Annotated in this window: 16 protein-coding genes and 1 riboswitch; of the genes, 7 read left to right on the forward strand and 9 right to left on the reverse strand. The window is 54.7% G+C overall.

Annotated features, from left to right (window positions below; genetic code table 11):
- Window positions 1–32 precede the first annotated feature (32 nt).
- The 3 genes from araD to araB form a co-directional block, all read right to left on the reverse strand.
- A complete protein-coding gene (araD, locus tag WC1_RS20350) occupies window positions 33–728 on the reverse strand; it encodes an L-ribulose-5-phosphate 4-epimerase (RefSeq protein ID WP_003018841.1) in 696 nt (231 codons plus the stop codon).
- 97 nt (window positions 729–825) lie between these two features.
- Window positions 826–2,328 (reverse strand): L-arabinose isomerase, encoded by a 1,503-nt coding sequence (gene araA / locus WC1_RS20345; RefSeq protein WP_016149540.1) that lies wholly within the window; start codon window positions 2,326–2,328, stop codon window positions 826–828.
- A 10-nt stretch (window positions 2,329–2,338) separates the two neighbouring features.
- The gene (gene araB / locus WC1_RS20340; RefSeq protein ID WP_016149541.1) at window positions 2,339–4,048 is read right to left on the reverse strand and encodes a ribulokinase; all 1,710 of its coding nucleotides are present in this window, start codon (window positions 4,046–4,048) and stop codon (window positions 2,339–2,341) included.
- A gap of 339 nt (window positions 4,049–4,387) precedes the next feature.
- On the opposite strand from araB, the gene araC reads away from it, so the two are divergent.
- Window positions 4,388–5,233 (forward strand): arabinose operon transcriptional regulator AraC, encoded by an 846-nt coding sequence (gene araC, locus WC1_RS20335; protein WP_003018834.1) that lies wholly within the window; start codon window positions 4,388–4,390, stop codon window positions 5,231–5,233.
- Window positions 5,234–5,352: 119 nt separating this feature from the next.
- Window positions 5,353–6,120, forward strand: a complete 768-nt coding sequence (locus WC1_RS20330) for a DedA family protein (protein WP_003837398.1) — start codon at window positions 5,353–5,355, stop codon at window positions 6,118–6,120.
- Window positions 6,121–6,164: 44 nt separating this feature from the next.
- Here the strand turns inward: WC1_RS20330 and thiQ are convergent, their stop codons facing one another.
- The 4 genes from thiQ to sgrR all read right to left on the reverse strand — a co-directional run bounded on the left by thiQ (window position 6,165) and on the right by sgrR (window position 11,259).
- Complete coding sequence (gene thiQ, locus WC1_RS20325; protein WP_016149542.1) at window positions 6,165–6,863, reverse strand: thiamine ABC transporter ATP-binding protein ThiQ; 699 nt, start codon at window positions 6,861–6,863, stop codon at window positions 6,165–6,167.
- Window positions 6,847–8,457: a thiamine/thiamine pyrophosphate ABC transporter permease ThiP gene (gene thiP, locus WC1_RS20320; RefSeq protein ID WP_016149543.1), complete on the reverse strand. Its 1,611-nt coding sequence runs from the start codon at window positions 8,455–8,457 to the stop codon at window positions 6,847–6,849. The genes thiQ and thiP overlap by 17 nt, the downstream gene beginning before the upstream one ends.
- Window positions 8,433–9,416 carry a thiamine ABC transporter substrate binding subunit gene (gene thiB, locus WC1_RS20315; RefSeq protein ID WP_016149544.1) on the reverse strand — a complete coding sequence of 328 codons (984 nt, stop codon included), beginning with the start codon at window positions 9,414–9,416 and terminating at the stop codon, window positions 8,433–8,435. The genes thiP and thiB overlap by 25 nt, the downstream gene beginning before the upstream one ends.
- A 30-nt stretch (window positions 9,417–9,446) precedes the next feature.
- A riboswitch (TPP riboswitch) is annotated at window positions 9,447–9,570 on the reverse strand.
- 33 nt (window positions 9,571–9,603) lie between these two features.
- Complete coding sequence (gene sgrR, locus WC1_RS20310) at window positions 9,604–11,259, reverse strand: HTH-type transcriptional regulator SgrR (protein ID WP_016149545.1); 1,656 nt, start codon at window positions 11,257–11,259, stop codon at window positions 9,604–9,606.
- Between the two features lie 99 nt (window positions 11,260–11,358).
- On the opposite strand from sgrR, the gene sgrT reads away from it, so the two are divergent.
- The 5 genes from sgrT (at window position 11,359) to WC1_RS20285 (ending at window position 16,499) form a co-directional block, all read left to right on the forward strand.
- Window positions 11,359–11,487 (forward strand): glucose uptake inhibitor SgrT, encoded by a 129-nt coding sequence (gene sgrT / locus WC1_RS20305; RefSeq protein WP_003018817.1) that lies wholly within the window; start codon window positions 11,359–11,361, stop codon window positions 11,485–11,487.
- A gap of 373 nt (window positions 11,488–11,860) precedes the next feature.
- The gene (locus WC1_RS20300; RefSeq protein WP_016149546.1) at window positions 11,861–13,039 is read left to right on the forward strand and encodes a sugar efflux transporter; all 1,179 of its coding nucleotides are present in this window, start codon (window positions 11,861–11,863) and stop codon (window positions 13,037–13,039) included.
- Between the two features lie 278 nt (window positions 13,040–13,317).
- Window positions 13,318–14,082, forward strand: a complete 765-nt coding sequence (gene idnO / locus WC1_RS20295; RefSeq protein ID WP_016149547.1) for a gluconate 5-dehydrogenase — start codon at window positions 13,318–13,320, stop codon at window positions 14,080–14,082.
- Window positions 14,083–14,140: 58 nt separating this feature from the next.
- The gene (locus tag WC1_RS20290; RefSeq protein ID WP_016149548.1) at window positions 14,141–15,424 is read left to right on the forward strand and encodes an MFS transporter; all 1,284 of its coding nucleotides are present in this window, start codon (window positions 14,141–14,143) and stop codon (window positions 15,422–15,424) included.
- A gap of 82 nt (window positions 15,425–15,506) precedes the next feature.
- Window positions 15,507–16,499, forward strand: coding sequence for a DNA-binding transcriptional regulator IdnR (locus tag WC1_RS20285; RefSeq protein WP_032947897.1), 993 nt, complete (start codon window positions 15,507–15,509; stop codon window positions 16,497–16,499).
- 45 nt (window positions 16,500–16,544) lie between these two features.
- On the opposite strand, the gene leuD is transcribed toward WC1_RS20285, so the two are convergent.
- Window positions 16,545–17,150, reverse strand: coding sequence for a 3-isopropylmalate dehydratase small subunit (gene leuD / locus WC1_RS20280; protein WP_016149550.1), 606 nt, complete (start codon window positions 17,148–17,150; stop codon window positions 16,545–16,547).
- Between the two features lie 10 nt (window positions 17,151–17,160).
- Window positions 17,161–18,561, reverse strand: a complete 1,401-nt coding sequence (gene leuC / locus WC1_RS20275; RefSeq protein WP_016149551.1) for a 3-isopropylmalate dehydratase large subunit — start codon at window positions 18,559–18,561, stop codon at window positions 17,161–17,163.
- Window position 18,562 lies beyond the last annotated feature (1 nt).

Consider the following 18,562-nt stretch of genomic DNA (forward strand, 5'->3'; position numbering starts at 1 on the left):
GATTTTATACAGTTGTTATGTGTCAGCAGGGACTATTGCCCGTAGTAGGCTTTAGCACCGTGTTTACGCAGGTAATGCTTATCTAACAGGGTTTGTTGCATATCTGGCAATTGCGGCGCGAGCTGGCGACAGAAGATCCCCATGTAGGCGACTTCTTCCAGCACGATGGCGTTATGCACTGCATCTTCGGCATTTTTTCCCCAGGCAAACGGACCGTGAGAGTGCACTAGCACGCCAGGCATCTGCGCGGCGTCAATACCTTGTTTCTCAAAGGTTTCAACGATCACATTGCCGGTTTCCCATTCATATTCGCCGTTGATTTCTTCGTCGGTCATTTTCCGTGTGCAGGGAATCGAACCGTAGAAATAGTCCGCATGGGTGGTACCCGTGGCCGGAATCGACTGACCCGCCTGCGCCCAGATGGTTGCATGACGCGAATGGGTGTGAACAATGCCGCCAATGGTCGGGAATGCCTGATACAGCAGTCGGTGCGTTGGGGTATCGGAAGAGGGCTTCTTCTGGCCTTCGACTACTTCACCCGTGGCGATACTGACTACCACCATATCGTCTGCGGTCATTACGCTGTAATCGACCCCGGAAGGTTTAATCACAAACACGCCGCGCTCGCGATCGACGGCGCTGACGTTCCCCCAGGTCAGGGTGACCAGATTGTGCTTAGGCAACGCCAGATTGGCTTCCAGTACCTGACGTTTAAGATCTTCTAGCATGTTAACTCCTGAATGCCGGATGGCGCTTCGCTTATCCGGCCTACGGTGATTTGTAGGCCCGGTAAATGAAATGCCACCGGGCAATCCGTTTCGACAATTAACGTTTGAACCCGTAATACACTTCGTTCCAGCGCAGCGCGTCCTTAAAGGCCGGCAGGCGGGTATCGTTATCGATCACCGCGATCTCGATATCGTGCATTTCAGCGAACTGGCGCATATCGTTCAGATCCAGCGCGTGGCTGAACACGGTGTGGTGCGCGCCGCCGGCCAGGATCCAGGCTTCAGATGCGGTCGGCAGATCGGGTTGAGCTTTCCACAGCGCGTTAGCTACAGGCAGTTTCGGCAGGGAGTGCGGTGTTTGTACCGTGTCGATGCAGTTAACCAGCAGGCGAAAACGATCGCCGAGATCGATCAGGCTGGCAACCACGGCCGGGCCGGCTTTGGTGTTGAAGATCAGACGGGCGGGATCGTCTTTACCACCAATGCCGAGGTGCTGTACGTCGAGGATCGGTTTCTCTTCCACCGCGATGGACGGGCAAACTTCCAGCATGTGCGAACCGAGTACCAGATCGTTGCCTTTCTCGAAGTGGTAGGTGTAATCCTCCATAAATGAGGTGCCGCCCTGCAGACCGGTTGACATCACCTTCATGATGCGAAGCAGAGCGGCGGTTTTCCAGTCGCCTTCACCCGCAAAGCCATAGCCTTGCTGCATCAGACGCTGTACGGCCAGACCCGGAAGCTGTTTCAGGCCGTGTAAATCTTCAAATGTGGTGGTGAAGGCGTGGAATCCACCCTGTTCCAGGAAGCGCTTCATCCCCAGTTCAATACGGGCAGCTTCCAGGACGTTCTGACGTTTTTCACCGTGGACTTGCGTCGCCGCCGTCATGGTGTAAGTGCTTTCATACTCATCGATTAGCGCGTTGATTTCGCCGTCGCTAATTGCGTTCACGACCTGCACCAGATCGCCCACGGCCCAGGTGTTTACCGAGAAACCGAACTTGATCTGCGCAGCGACTTTATCGCCATCTGTGACCGCAACTTCGCGCATGTTGTCGCCAAAACGGCAGACTTTCAGATGGCGAGTGTCCTGTTTAGACACGGCCTGGCGCATCCAGGAGCCGATGCGTTCGTGTGCCTGTTTGTCCTGCCAGTGACCGGTGACCACGGCGTGCTGCTGACGCATACGTGCGCCGATAAAGCCGAACTCACGACCGCCGTGCGCGGTTTGGTTCAGGTTCATAAAGTCCATATCAATGCTGTCCCACGGCAGGGCGGCGTTGAACTGGGTGTGGAACTGAAGTAGCGGTTTATTAAGGATAGTCAGGCCGTTGATCCACATTTTGGCCGGGGAGAAGGTATGCAGCCAGACCACCATCCCTGCACAGCGATCGTCGTAGTTAGCGTCACGACAGATAGCGGTAATCTCGTCAGGGGAAGTGCCCAGCGGTTTTAATACCAGCTTACAGGGCAGTTTGGCTTCAGTATTCAGTGCGTTAACGACGTGCTCCGCATGTTGGGTTACCTGACGCAGGGTTTCAGGGCCATACAGATGCTGGCTACCAATCACAAACCACACTTCATAGTTATCAAAAATCGTCATTGTCGTGTCCTTAATGTGTCAGGGTTGCCAGGTCTACCGGGGCTTGTTGCGCCGGAGCGGCAGTCGGAAGGTATTGTTGTTCAGCGCTTACCGCCCACTGCTGATAGCGGCGGTAGAGTTGTTCAAAACGTTGAGCCTGCTCTGGGCGAGGTTGCAGCGTGTTTTCCACGGCGCTTGCCATTTGCTGCTGAGCGGCTGGGATATCGACGTGTACTTTCGCGGCAACGGCAGCGAAGATAGCCGCACCGAGTGCGCAGCACTGGTCTGAAGCGACAATCTGTAGCGGGCGGTTCAGCACGTCACAGCAGGCCTGCATGATGACCGGGTTCTTGCGCGCGATACCGCCAAGCGCCATTACGTTGTTAACCGCAATGCCTTGTTCGGTGAAGCATTCCATTATGGCGCGTGCGCCAAAGGCCGTGGCGGCAATCAGCCCACCGAACAGCGCTGGCGCGTCAGTTGCCAGGTTCAGATCGGTAATTACCCCTTTCAAACGCTGGTTGGCATTGGGCGTACGGCGACCGTTGAACCAGTCGAGCACCACCGGGAGATGCTCCAGCGATGGATTTTTCGCCCATGCTTCAGTGAGTGCAGGCAGCAGCTGTTTTTGACTGGCTTTAATCTGGGACTGCAGTTCCGGATGCTGTGCGGCAAGCTGTTCCAGAGGCCAGCTCAGCACGCGGCTAAACCAGGCATAGATATCACCGAATGCAGACTGGCCAGCTTCGAGGCCAATAAAATCAGGTACTACGCTGCCATCAACCTGGCCGCATATGCCTTTCACCGCGCGTTCGCCGACGCTGTGCTTGTCGGCAATCAGAATGTCGCAGGTCGACGTGCCGATGACTTTCACCAGCGTGTTAGGCTGTGCGCCTGCGCCAACCGCGCCCATATGGCAGTCAAAAGCACCGCCTGCAATCACCACGCTTTCCGGTAGCCCCAGGCGCTGTGCCCACTCAGCGCACAGGGTGCCAACCGGCAGATCCGCGGTGAAGGTATCGGTAAACATTGGGTATTGCAGATGGCGGTTGAGGATGGGGTCGAGTTCGTCAAAGAAACTGGCTGGCGGCAGACCACCCCAGCTTTCATGCCACAGGGATTTATGTCCGGCGCTGCAGCGACCGCGACGAATATCCTGTGGGCGTACGGTGTTGGAGAGCAGGGCCGGAACCCAATCGCATAGCTCAATCCACGAGACCGCAGCTTCGGCTACCGCATGGTCCTGACGAGTTACATGCAGGATTTTGGCCCAGAACCATTCGCTGGAATAAATGCCGCCGATATAGCGGGAGTAATCGATCTTGCCCGGTGTGTGGCACAGGCGGGTGATTTCTTCGGCTTCTTCTACTGAGGTGTGATCTTTCCACAGGACAAACATTGCATTCGGGTTTTCCGCGAACTCCGGACGCAGTGCCAGTACGTTACCGTCTGCATCGATGGGCGCCGGGGTTGAGCCGGTACTGTCAACGCCTATCCCGACCACTTCCGCGCGCTGTTCAGCGCTCAGTTCGGCCAATACGGTTTTCAGCGCCGCTTCCATGGATTCAATGTAGTCGCGCGGATGATGGCGAAACTGGTTGTTTGGGCCATCGCAATACTGCCCTTCCTGCCAACGTGGATACCACTCAACGCTGGTGGCGATCTCTTCGCCGGTGGCACATTCCACCGCCAAAGCGCGTACTGAATCACTACCAAAATCGAGGCCAATTGCAATCGCCATCGTCTTACTCCATCCAAAAATACGGGTATGGATAAACAGTAGTGAGTAGCGATAAAAACCGTCAGGCAGGATCCGCTAATCTTATGGATTAAAATGCTGTGGCATCACAAAGTGTGACGCTGTGCAAATAATCAATGTGGACATTTCTGCCGTAGTTATAGACACTTTTGTTAGCCGATTTTGACGTTGGCGTAGTACATGTTTTTTACAAAGAGCTTTTCACAAGCGGGATTGGTGGTCCATTACCGCAAATACAGCGGCCCGCAGGGGCGACAGCGATGATGTCTGGCGTAATATGGACAAATTGTTTCTTGGCAGGACATAGGGAGTATTGAAATTATGGCTGAAACGCAAAACGATCCCCTGTTGCCAGGTTATTCGTTTAACGCGCATTTGGTGGCCGGATTAACCCCCATTGAGGCGAACGGATACCTGGATTTTTTTATCGACAGGCCGCTGGGTATGAAGGGTTATATCCTCAATCTCACCATCCGTGGCGAAGGGGTTATCAATAATCAGGGCAAGCAGTTTGTCTGTCGGCCTGGCGATATTCTGTTGTTTCCACCAGGAGAAATTCACCACTACGGACGCCACCCTGACGCCAGCGAGTGGTATCACCAGTGGGTTTACTTTCGCCCGCGCGCCTACTGGCAGGAGTGGCTGACCTGGCCAGCCATTTTTGCCCAGACCGGTTTTTTCCGCCCGGATGAAGCGCATCAGCCGCATTTTAACGAGCTGTTTGGGCAGATAATTAACGCCGGGCAGGGAGAAGGTCGTTATTCCGAACTACTGGCGATTAATTTACTGGAACAGTTGTTGCTCCGACGTATGGAAGCCATCAATGAATCGCTACACCCGCCCATGGACAACCGCGTCCGCGATGCCTGCCAGTACATCAGCGATCACCTGGCGGACAGCAATTTTGATATCGCCAGCGTCGCGCAGCACGTCTGCCTGTCGCCTTCCCGTTTGTCGCATCTGTTCCGTCAGCAGTTAGGTATCAGCGTATTAAGCTGGCGCGAGGACCAGCGCATCAGCCAGGCGAAGCTATTACTGAGTACCACACGTATGCCCATTGCCACCGTAGGTCGCAATGTTGGCTTTGACGACCAGCTCTATTTCTCTCGTGTTTTCAAAAAATGTACCGGCGCCAGTCCGAGCGAGTTTCGCGCTGGATGTGAATAAAAAGTGAATGATGTATCTTGAAAGTTGTCATAACTCGCAATCTATTCAGACAATTGATGGCTTGACGAAGTTGAGAGGGGTTATCAAAATCCCTGCTTCGTAAATCTGACGGACACATTATGCAAGCATTGCTGGAACACTTTATTCTCCAGTCCGCCCTGTACTCTCTGATCGCCGTACTTCTGGTGGCTTTTTTGGAGTCGCTGGCGCTGGTTGGCCTGATTCTACCCGGGACCGTGATGATGGCGGGGCTGGGTGCGCTGATTGGCAGCGGCGAACTGAACTTCTGGCATGCCTGGCTTGCGGGCATTATAGGTTGCTTATTGGGGGACTGGATCTCTTTTTGGCTGGGCTGGCGCTTTAAAAAGCCATTGCACCGTTGGTCGTTCATGAAAAAGAACAAGGCGTTGCTGGATAAAACCGAGCACGCCCTGCATCAGCACAGCATGTTTACTATTTTGGTGGGGCGTTTTGTCGGACCGACGCGTCCGCTGGTGCCGATGGTAGCAGGCATGCTGGATCTGCCTGTCGCTAAATTTATCGTCCCGAATATTATCGGCTGCGTGCTGTGGCCACCGTTCTACTTCCTGCCGGGGATCCTGGCGGGAGCGGCAATTGATATTCCTTCTGATATGCAGAGCGGGGATTTCAAATGGTTGCTGCTGGCGACGGCGGTGTTGCTCTGGGTTGGCGGCTGGTTTTGCTGGCGGCTATGGCGCAGTGGCAAAGCGGCTGTCGATCGCTTAACGGCGTATTTCCCCCGCAGCCGTTTGCTGTATCTGGCGCCGTTGACGCTCGGGATCGGTGTGGTTGCGTTGGTGGCGTTACTGCGCCATCCACTGATGCCGGTGTATATCGATATTCTGCGTAAAGTCGTGGGTTACTGACGAATCTTTTGCCGGATGGCGGCTTCGCCTTATCCGGCAACGCATTATGCTTTAATGCCCAATAGCGCCGAGGCGCTAGCGTTGCCGCTTAACAGATCGTCCGTATCGCCCTGCCAGGCGATGCGCCCGTCGGCGACCACAATCGAGCGGGGCGCAATTCGCGCCGCATCTTCTACGCTGTGGGAAACCATCAGTAACGTCAGCTGCTTCTCGCGACAGACTTCGGCCACCAGCGTTAGCATCTCCTGGCGCAGCGCGGGATCAAGTGCAGAGAACGGTTCATCAAGCAGTAAAATAGGTTGTTCCCGCACCAGACAACGCGCCAGCGCCACGCGCTGCCGCTGTCCGCCGGAAAGCTCACCGGGGAGGCGTTCCAGCAGAGAGTCGATCCCCATTTGCTGGGCGATGTGGAGTATTTTCTCCCGCTGCGATGCGTTAAGCTTCAATCCAGGATTCAGGCCCAGGCCGATATTTTGCTGTACGCTCAGATGGCTGAACAGGTTGTTTTCCTGAAACAGCGTAGAAACAGGACGGCGCGAGGGTGGTGTCGTGGTGTGATCTTCACCGTCAATCACCATGTTACCGCTGGCAGGCGTGAGAAAGCCGGCAATCAGATTCAGCAGCGTACTTTTCCCGGCGCCGCTGGGCCCGAGTATCGCTATCTGCTCACCGCGCGCGACCGACAGCGTAAAGCGCATGGGCAGATGGTGATAAAGCCATGTGATATCAATCAGTTTTAACATTTCGACCCGGCAATTTCTCAATAACGGTAAACAGCGTAAAGCACAGGATCAGCAGTAATAACGCCGTAACTGAGCCATCCTGACTGCGATAAGAGCCAATCTGCTGATATAAATAAAACGGCAGGGTGCGGAAATCCTCATTACCAAATAACGCCACTACGCCAAAATCGCCAATCGACAGCACGCAGGCAAACGCCATCGCCTGTGCCAGCGGGCGCTTCAGGGCGCGCAGTTCAACCACTTTCAGGCGCGACCATCCCTCAATGCCCAACGATTGGCACAACATACTATAGCGCGCAGTGACGTCACGCATTGGGTTTTCCAGCACCTTCAATGCATAAGGGATCGCCATCAGCGCATTGGTAAAAATGACAATGCCGTCGGCAGATTCGGGAAGCCCAATAGTGTTATTGAGCAGCAGAAAGAAGCCGGTTGCCAGCACGATACCCGGCATGGCGAGGATCATCATGCCGCTCAGTTCCAGCATCTGACCTGCCAGCACCTGCTGTCGTGCACGAAGTTCACGACTGCTCCATAACAGCATCATGGTGAGTATGACGCATAACGCTCCTGCTGCTAATGCGATGCGCAGCGAGGTTCCCAGCGCCTGCCACAGCACTGGCTGCATCAGTACATCCAGAACATGGCGGTTTAAGCCATCGACAATCACCGCCAGCAGCGGCGGCAGCAACAGCAACAGGGCCAGAATAATCAGGATTGCGTCAGTCAGTCGGCTGTGCAGGCGATCGTCAGGATCGCGCCAGCCTTGTACCAGGGTAGCACCGGGAGCAATCGCGCGGCTCAGACGTTGACTGAGAAGCACCAGCGCCAAACAACAAACCATCTGGATCAACGCCAGCATGGCTGCGCGGGCAGGATCGTAATCAAAATTCAGCGCCTGATAGATAGCCAGCTCGATGGTCGTGGCCTGTGGCCCGCCGCCCAGCGACAGAACGGTGGCGAAGCTGGCGAAGCACAGCATAAAGATGAGTGCTGCGACGGGCAGGATCTGACGACGCAGCCACGGCCATTCAACAAAACGGAAGAAATGCCAGCCGCGCATCCCGAGTTGAGCGGCTAACTGTCGCTGTTCGCCGGGAATATTCTCCAGCGACTGCAACAGCAGACGGCTGGCCATTGGCAGATTGAAAAAGACGTGCGCCAGCAGAATGCCCTGCAAACCGTAAGGCGAAAAGGTCCATTCCAGCCCGAAGACATGCCAGAGTGAGGCCAGCCAGCCCTGACGACCATAGACGCTAAGAATACCGAAGACCGCGACCAGCACCGGCAGGATTAACGTCATGGCGCACAGGCGCAGCAGCGCCAGACGTCCTGGAAAACGGCGACGATAGAGCGCTCTGGCAAGGAAAATCGCCGGGACAACCGACAGCACAGCGGATAGAAAAGCCTGCCAGAAAGAAAAGCGCACCACGTGCCACAGGTAGTCATCTTGCCACAGCGAGAACCACTCTCCCTGCGGGGCGTTAAACCACAGTGCCAGAAACGCGGCCAGGGCAACGGCCACCATCAGCGTGGCGGCGGTAAGCCCTGGAACCAGCCAGCCGGGGATTAACGGCTGACGGCGCGTTGCCATTCGCTAATCCATGCCTGACGTTGAGTTGCAACCTGCTGCGGCGTAAATTCCAACGCGGTGGTCGGTTTATTCAGGTGCTCGAATCCTGACGGCAGGGCGACTTGCGTCACAGGATACATCCAGTTGCCGGTCGGAATCGCATTCTGGAATGCCGGAGACACCATGAACTTCAGGAATTTCTCGGCCAGTTCCGGCTGCTTGCTGGCCGCTGTGCGGGCGGCGACTTCCACCTGCAAATAGTGGCCTTCACTAAAATTAGCGGCGGCGTAGTTGTCTTTTTTCTCGGCGATGATGTGATAGGCCGGAGAGGTGGTGTAGCTGAGCACCAGATCGCTTTCACCTTTCAGGAACAGGCCGTAGGCTTCGCTCCAGCCCTTGGTGACGGTGACGGTTTTGGCTGCCAGTTTCTGCCACGCCTCTGGCGCTTTATCACCATAGACTTTCTGCATCCATAGCAGCAGACCCAGACCTGGCGTGCTGGTGCGTGGATCCTGATAAATGACGCGCCATTTTTGGTCGCTCTCTACCAGTTCTTTCAGGCTTTTGGGCGGATTCTTCAGCTTGTTCTTATCATAAACGAAGGCGAAATAACCGTAGTCAAACGGCACGAAGGTATCGTTTTTCCAGCCGCCGGGTACGTTAACGGTGTCGTTTGCTACACCACTTTTGGCAAACAGTTTGGTTTGTGTGGCGGCTTCCAGAAGGTTGTTATCCAGACCCAGCACGACGTCGGCTTTGCTGTTTTTTCCTTCCATGCGCAGGCGGTTAAGCAGCGAGACGCCATCTTCCAGCGCGACCAGTTTCAGCTCGCAATTGCAGTCAGCTTCAAAGGCTTTTTTGATTGTTGGGCCCGGGCCCCAGTCAGCTGCGAACGAGTCGTAGGTATAGACGGTCAGTACAGGTTTGGCGAAGACAGGCGCTGCGCACAGCAGTAAAAGCGGAAGACATTTTTTAAACACTTTGCACCTCAAGAGTTGGGTGGCAAAGGACTTGAGATAAGCCTCAAATCCCTTCGCCGGCATTATCCGGATCAGGTTCGACGGGTATCTCTCAGCCCATACGCAGATCGAATGATTTTGTGTATGTTTTTATTTAGCACCCCGTTGAGAACGGCGTTAGTGTAATGATTTTGTTGCTTAGCAGCAATTAAGGATCCGGCGGAGCAAACCACGCCGATTTAAAATCAAACCAGCCGAGGGTATTCATGCGCAGCCCGCGCATACTGCGCTGTCCCTGAATGATCAGCCAGTGGTGGATTAATGGCACAATGGCCTTTGTGGCGAGCAGCTGTTGGCACCATGCAGCCAGGCTCATTTCGCCCGTTCGCCAGCGAGCCGCATCGTTTTCCCAGTCCCGCGAGATACAGTTTTGCAGCAACGGGACTTCGCACAAATGGGCGAACAGTGAGAAGTCGAGCGGTAGGGTAAAGTTGGCGCTGTTGAGCCAGATATCGCTGACGATTTCACCTGCATGCCATTGATCGTAGTCGATCTCCTGAATATTCAACTGCACCTGATGCGCAGCCAGCAATGTCTTCATTATCTGCGCGATAATCCGGTGTTCGATGTGATCGCGATAGTAAGTGATAGTCAGCGTTTCCAGCCCGGCGGGTTTTTCACCATGGCCGGGTTTTGCGTGATGCCAGCGGGGGAGTAAACCATACGCGGGAAACCACAGTCGCTGGTACTGTTCGTCGGCGTGGCAGATTAAATTCGTTGGCGAGAGAATGCGGCTTACCCATTCGCGGACCTCCTGGTTAGCTCCACGGTGGCTACGCGCATCAAACAGCAGGTAGTAGCAACCTTCTTCGAGGCGGCTTTCGATCGCCTTTTCATCCTCTGTGGGACCTTTTAGCGTCAACCCGCCGCCAGGCTCTTCTCCGATGTCAGGTAATACCCAAACGTTAACTTCGTCGATCAGGGCCCTGTAGCCAAAGTAATCATCAAATGCATGAATTTTCAGTTGGTTATTGGTGTTTCGTATTACCGCATACGGACCGGTACCAATCGGGTGACTGGAGAAGTTGTTTAGCGTTTCCCATTCTCGCGGCAGGATCATGGCGGGGACCTGCCCCAAAAGCCAGGGAAGCCAGCGGTCTGGCTGGGCCAGATGGATATCCAGCGTCCAGGCCGTGGGAGAGACGATCTGCGTGATGTGTGAGTACAGCGGCAGGCTGTTAATGCGCATCAGTGAGGCGATAACATCTGCCATTTCCAGCTCGCGGCCATGATGAAAATGGATCCCCGGACGCAGGAAGAATCGCCAGTGTAAAGGTGAAATTTGCTGCCAGTGATGGGCAATGTCCGCTTCCAGTTCCCCATTTTCCTCATTTACCCGAATTAAGGCGCTGAAGATTTGCCGGGCGATATGGGTTTCGGAGCGTCGTAATGCCGTGCCGGGGAGCAGGTTGTGCATGGGGCGGTAATAGAGAACGCGCATGATATGCCGACCCTGGCGAAAGCTGCGACCCAGATGGGAGACCAGCATTTGCCGTACGGCCGTTTTGTCACCGACCAGTTGCACCAGTTGATCGATGCGATCCTGTTCCAGTAGGTCTTCCGCGCGCTGCTGCTGGAGCGCCAGCCCGGTATAGAGGAATGTCAGGCGCGAGCGTTTACCTCGTCCAACTTCAGCTTCCCACGTTAACCAGCCGCGATCCTGCATGGTATTAAGCAGCGTACGCATATGGCGGCGCGAGCAGCTCAGCAGATCCGCCAGCTCGTTGAGCGTCGTGTCTTGCGCTTTGCCGTCACAGCATTGCCACAGACGGATGAACTGTTGTTGCAAACGACCAGAAGACATAAAAGGGGAACTCCTGCGGAAAACTCAGCAATTTTATAATCCCTATATTAAGCCAATAATAGATTCCGATGAAGCGATGAGACAACGAAGGGGTCATCTATGCGTCAGTTCTGGTTGAAGTACTTTACCACGACGGAAAAATCGTCCTGGTTGGCTTGCCTGAGCGCACCGCAGCGCTTAAAGATGCTCGAAGAGCTGATGCAGTGGGAGATGACATCTGACTCCTGAATTGGAAATTGCAGACATCATGTGTGACTGAGTATTGGTGCAGGCTGTATCCTGCCATTATCTCTGAGCATCGCTGGTGGCTATTTTTTCACATGGCAAGGCGCGAACAGTGAAATTTGGTGAACCAAATAAGGTGTGAGCAACACAGCTATGTGAAAAAATGGCCCCAGCCCTCCGGGACGCGTGTAAAAAACGCATACTCTGCGTTGTCAGGCTTGGGAATAGATTTCTATACCCAGCGCCCTCCGCCTGGATTATGCGTTTTTTACCCAGCGTCGATGCCAGATATAATGGCAGGATACAGCCTCGTTCACCCGCCAGCAGGTATTATCTGCTGGCTTTTTTCGTTTCAGCTGCGCTTAAAAGGAAAGATATGCTCTGGATTATGACCATGGGACGGCGCCTCAACGGCGTTTACGCGGCATTTATGCTGGTCGCTTTTATGATGGGCGTGGCGGGGGCATTGCAGGCACCCACCCTGAGTCTGTTCCTGAGCCGTGAAGTCGGGGCGCAGCCATTTTGGGTCGGGCTGTTTTACACCGTCAATGCAATTGTCGGGATCGTCGTCAGCCTTGGCCTCGCGAAACGATCCGACAGCCAGGGCGATCGGCGCAAGCTGATCATGTTTTGCTGCCTGATGGCGATTGGCAATGCGCTGCTGTTTGCCTTTAATCGCCACTATCTCACGCTGATCACCTGCGGTGTGCTGCTGGCCTCGCTAGCGAACACCGCCATGCCGCAGCTGTTTGCGCTGGCGCGAGAATATGCTGATAACTCCGCGCGTGAAGTGGTGATGTTTAGCTCGGTGATGCGTGCGCAGCTTTCGTTGGCCTGGGTGATAGGACCGCCACTGGCATTCATGCTGGCGCTGAATTACGGCTTTACGGCGATGTTTTCCATTGCCGCAGGGATTTTTGCCATTAGCCTGGTGCTGATTGCGCTGATACTGCCGTCTGTCGCGCGGGTGGAGCAGCCTGTAGACGCGCCGCTGGAACAGACCGGCGGTTGGCAGGACAAAAATGTGCGTATGTTGTTTATTGCCTCCACGCTGATGTGGACCTGCAACACCATGTACATCATTGATATGCCACTGTGGATAAGTCTTGAACTGGGCTTGCCGGACAAGCTGGCCGGGATCCTGATGGGGACGGCGGCTGGGCTGGAAATTCCGGCGATGATTCTGGCAGGCTATTACGTGAAGCGCTTTGGTAAACGGCGAATGATGATCGCGGCCGTAGCGGCAGGCGTGCTGTTTTATATTGGTTTGATCTTCTTTCACAGCCGTATGGCGCTGCTGGTGCTGCAACTGTTTAACGCGGTATTTATCGGTATTATCGCCGGGATAGGCATGCTGTGGTTTCAGGATCTGATGCCTGGACGTGCGGGGTCAGCGACCACATTATTTACCAACAGTATTTCAACGGGAGTCATTCTGGCAGGGGTGATTCAGGGGGCAGTTGCGCAAAGCTATGGTCACTATGCCGTCTATTGGGTGATTGCGGTGATTTCGGTGGTTACGCTGTGGATGACCGGGCGGGTGAAGGACGTTTAGTCCGGCGCAGTCCTGGCGTCGTAGTGCCCGGCCTGGCGATATTTTGCATTAGTTTTTGTCGTTTTTGTCGGCCGGATAAGGCGTTTACGCCGCCATCCGGCAACCTGTCCCTACGGCCTGAACGCGTTACGCTTATCAGGCCTATCCTTCTTTTTTTATCTTGCACGTAAATGTAACGTTGATCACATAACGATCATTTTCCTCTTCCTTGATCTTCTTTTTTCTACTGTTACGCGTATACAGTTACGCGTAACAGTTATCAAAAAAGGAGTTTTTTCATGAAAAACCTATTCGACCTGACCGGTAAACGCGCGCTGATTACCGGTTCCGCTCAGGGCATTGGTAACCTGCTGGCCAGCGGTCTGGCGGCGCACGGTGCTGAGATTGTTATTAACGACATTACCCAGCAGCGGGCGCAGGCGGCGGCGGACAAACTGGTGGCCGAAGGCTATCGCGCTGTTGGCTATGGATTTGATGTTACCAGCGGGGAAGAGGTGGCGTGCGCCATCGCGCAAATTGAAAAGGACGTTGGGGCCATTGATATTTTAATTAACAACGCCGGAATCCAGCGTCGTTATCCCTTCACCGAATTCCCGGAGGCTGAATGGGACAAAGTGATTGATGTAAACCAGAAATCGGTCTTTCTGGTATCACAGCAGGTTTCCCGCTACATGGTGCAACGCCGCCGCGGGAAGATTATTAATATCTGCTCAATGCAAAGCGAATTAGGTCGTAAAACCATTACCCCCTACGCGGCGTCAAAAGGCGCGGTCAAAATGTTAACCCGTGGCATGTGCGTGGAACTGGCGGAATACAATATTCAGGTCAACGGTATTGCTCCCGGCTATTTCGCTACCGACATGACCACCGCGCTGGTTAACGATGAAGCATTCTCCGCCTGGCTGTTCCAGCGCACGCCCGCTGCTCGCTGGGGTAACCCGGAAGAGTTGATCGGCGCGGCGGTTTATCTCGCTGCGCCCGCCTCTGACTTTGTGAATGGGCATCTTCTGTTTGTCGATGGCGGCATGCTGGCCGCTGTTTGATCGCTAACGAGGCCGCGGGAAGCAACCTCATCCTTTAATGATAATCCAAGGAGTGAGTATGAATATGCTCGCAAAACTGCCAGCGCGTCGCTGGTGGTATTTAATGCCGATTATTTTTATTACCTACAGCTTAGCCTACCTCGATCGCGCCAATTACGGCTTTGCCGCTGCCGCTGGTATCGAACACGATTTAGGGATCACCCAGGGCACGGCCTCGCTGATTGGCGCGCTCTTTTTCCTGGGATATTTCTTTTTCCAGGTGCCTGGCGCCATGTATGCCGTTAAACATAGCGTCCGTAAAATGATTTTTTACAGCCTGATCCTCTGGGGGCTTTGTGCCGCGGCGACCGGCTTTGTCAGCAATATCCCGATGCTGATGGCGATCCGCTTTATTCTCGGCATCGTCGAAGCGGCGGTGATGCCCGCGATGCTGATTTATATCAGCAACTGGTTTACCAAAACTGAACGCTCGCGCGCCAACACCTTTTTAATTCTCGGTAACCCGGTCACAGTGCTGTGGATGTCGATTGTCTCTGGCTACCTGATTGAAGCCTGGGGCTGGCGCGAAATGTTCATTTTCGAAGGCATTCCAGCGGTGATCTGGGCTTTCTGCTGGGTGATTCTGGTGCGCGATAAACCGGCGGATGCGGGTTGGTTGAGCGAGCAGGAGAAACAGGCGTTACAGCAGGCGATGGACCGCGAGCAGCGGGACATCAAACCGATGCGCAACTACGGTGAAGCGATGCGTTCACGCAGCGTCATTATGCTGTGCGCGGTGCATGCGCTGTGGAGCATCGGGGTGTATGGCTTCATGATGTGGATGCCGTCGATTCTGAAAAACGCGGCGCAGATGGATATTGTGGCGGTGGGCTGGCTGGCGGCAGTGCCGTATCTGGCGGCGATCTGCCTGATGCTGACGGTTTCCTGGCTATCCGATAAATACCAGAACCGTAAGCTGTTTATCTGGCCGCTGCTGCTGATTGCCGCCATCGCTTTCTTTGCCTCGTGGCTGTTGGGCAACCAGTCCTTCTGGCTCTCCTACGCGCTGCTGGTCGTGGCCGCCGCCTGTATGTATGCGCCTTACGGACCGTTCTTTGCGCTGATCCCCGAACTGCTGCCGCGCAACGTCTCCGGCGTGTCGATGGGAATGATCAACAGTTTTGGTGCGTTAGGGGCATTCCTCGGCGCGTGGCTGGTGGGTTACCTCAACGGCGTGACCGGCGGGCCGGGCGTCTCCTACACCTTCATGGCGATTGCTCTGCTGTCATCGGTGGTGCTGATGTACTGCGTTCGTGCGCAAAATGAAACCACGTCGCCGTCGGCTGAGATGGTAACGCGTTAAGGTTGAGCTAGGAGTGCAGTCGCTAACCGGCTGTGATAAGGTTCTCTGCGAGCATAATGGGATGTTGGTCGTAGAGAACCTCATGAAAAACAATCGGATGACATTACAGGATATCGCTAATCTGGCCGGTCTGAATAAGATGACGGTCAGCCGTTATCTGCGTGACCCGAATCAGGTGTCGCAACGCAGCCGTGAATTGATTTCGAAAATCATGGAAGAGAACAACTACATTCCTAACCGCGCTCCGGAAATTCTGCTCAACGCACGTAGCAAAACTATTGGTGTGCTGATCCCCTCGTTTCGTAATCAGATCTTTGCCGACGTGCTGGCGGGAATTGAATCCGTCACCTCGGCTTGCCAGTACCAGACGCTGATCGCCAACTACGAATATGACGCCGAGCGTGAAGAACGCGAGGTTCTGAATCTGCTCTCTTACAATATCGACGGCTTGATCCTCACCGGAAAGCTGCATACCGAGCGGATGATCCAGTACGTGCGCGCCAGCGGCGTACCTGTGGCGGAACTGATGGATATTAGCGGCCAGTATCTGGATATACAGGTCGGTTTCGATAACGAAAAAGCGGCCTTCGAGATGACCCTGGCGTTTATCGACAGTGGAAAACGTCACATTGCGTTCTTTGGATCAATGGACGACCCTCGCGATTTGAGTCGTTACCGCGGTACCGAGAATGCGCTGGCTGCGCAGGGGCTGGAGGCGTATCACCTGGCGCCAAAAACGATTTCGTCGGTAGCGCTGGGGCGCAAAATGTTCCAGCAGGCGATGGCGGAAAAGCCGGATATTGACGCTATTTTCTGTACCAACGATGACCTGGCGGTTGGCGTGCTGCTGGAGTGTCAGGCACAGCAGTACGATGTGCCGGGAAAAATGGCGATTGCCGGTTTCCACGGGCTGGAAATTGGCCGTGCGCGGCTGCAAAAAATCGCCAGCGTGATTACACCACGCTTTGAGATTGGCAAAACGGCGGCGGATATTTTGATTAAACGTCTTGGCGGGAAGGATGCGCCGGGCAGCGTTAATCTTGGCTACCAAATCTATTACGGCGATACGCTGTAGGCGAAGAGTAGAGGCTGGCCACCGTGCGGTGACCAGCGGGAGAGATTACTGCATAAATGCTGGCTGCTTGTCTTCGTACTCGGTGATGGCTGCTTCATGCTGCAGCGTCAGCCCGATGCTGTCCAGACCGTTCAGCATGCAGTGGCGGCGGAAGTCGTCGATTTTAAAGCTGTAGGACTTATCGCCCGCTTTCACCACCTGCGCTTCCAGATCCACTTCAAATTTAATGCCCGGATTGGCTTTCACCAGGGTAAACATTTCATCTACCTGCGCGTCGCTCAGAGTCACCGGCAGCAGTTGGTTATTGAAACTGTTGCCGTAGAAGATGTCGGCGAAGCTTGGGGCAATCACCACTTTAAAACCGTAATCGGTCAACGCCCAAGGCGCATGTTCACGTGACGAACCGCAGCCGAAGTTTTCGCGCGCCAGCAGAATTGATGCCCCATTATATTCCGGGAAGTTCAAAACGAACTCAGGATTTGGCTGTTGTCCTTTTTCGTCCAGAAAACGCCAGTCGTTAAACAGATGAGCGCCAAAACCGGTACGCGTAACCTTCTGCAAAAACTGTTTGGGAATGATTGCGTCGGTATCAACGTTGGCGGCATCCAGTGGGACAACCAGGCCGGTATGCTGGGTAAATTTCTCTGCCATGGTGGTTTCCTTATTTGATGCTGCGAATGTCGGCAAAATGACCGGTAACGGCGGCAGCGGCGGCCATGGCCGGGCTGACTAAATGCGTGCGACCACCGCGGCCCTGACGGCCTTCAAAATTACGGTTGCTGGTGGATGCGCAGCGCTCGCCCGGATTCAGGCGGTCATTGTTCATGGCCAGACACATGGAACAGCCTGGTAAACGCCATTCGAATCCTGCTTCGATAAAGATCTTGTCCAGACCTTCTGCTTCCGCCTGCGCTTTCACCGGGCCAGAGCCCGGCACCACCAGTGCCTGTACGCCTGGCGCAACTTTACGTCCTTTGGCGATTTCCGCCGCGGCGCGTAAATCTTCAATACGCGAGTTGGTGCAGGAACCGATGAACACTTTATCGATAGCCACTTCCGTTAACGGAATACCTGGCTTCAGCCCCATATACGCCAGCGCTTTTTCAGCCGATGCGCGCTCAACGGGATCGGCAAAGGATGCCGGGTCGGGAATATTATCGTTCACCGAAATGACCTGACCCGGGTTTGTTCCCCAGGTGACCTGCGGCGCAATCTCTTCCGCTTGCAGGGTGATGACGCTGTCGAAAGTGGCGCCTTCATCCGTTTGCAGGGTTTTCCAGTAGGCGACCGCGTCGTCAAAGTCTTTGCCTTTCGGTGCATGCAGACGGCCTTCGACATAGTTGAAGGTGGTCTGGTCTGGCGCGACCAAGCCCGCTTTCGCGCCCAATTCGATCGCCATGTTGCACAGGGTCATGCGGCCTTCCATGCTCAGCGCGCGGATGGCTTCGCCACAAAACTCAACTACGTGTCCGGTACCGCCTGCACTACCGGTTTTACCGATAATCGCCAGCACAATATCTTTGGCGGTAATGCCAGGGGCTGCTTTACCGTTGACTTCAATCTTCATGGTTTTGGCGCGCCCCTGTTTCAGGGTCTGCGTCGCCAGAACGTGTTCAACTTCAGAGGTGCCAATACCAAACGCCAGCGCGCCGAACGCGCCGTGTGTAGCGGTGTGGGAATCGCCGCAGACGATGGTCATACCCGGCAACGTCACGCCTTGTTCTGGCCCCATCACGTGAACGATACCCTGATACGGATGGTTCAGGTCATACAGCTCGACGCCAAATTCGTTACAGTTCTTAATCAGCTCTTGCATCTGGATGCGTGCCATCTCACCCGACGCGTTGATGTCTTTGGTCTGGGTAGAGACGTTGTGATCCATGGTGGCAAAGGTTTTACCCGGCTGGCGTACCTGACGGCCATGCGCGCGCAGGCCATCAAACGCTTGCGGAGAGGTCACTTCATGCACCAGATGTCTGTCGATGTACAACAGCGGGGTTTCGTTTTGCGCTTCAAAGACGACGTGCGCATCAAACAATTTTTCGTATAACGTTTTGGCCATG

Origin of the sequence: Citrobacter sp. KTE30 (assembly GCF_000398825.1) — a bacterium.
GTDB classification, from domain to species: Bacteria; Pseudomonadota; Gammaproteobacteria; order Enterobacterales; family Enterobacteriaceae; genus Citrobacter; species Citrobacter freundii.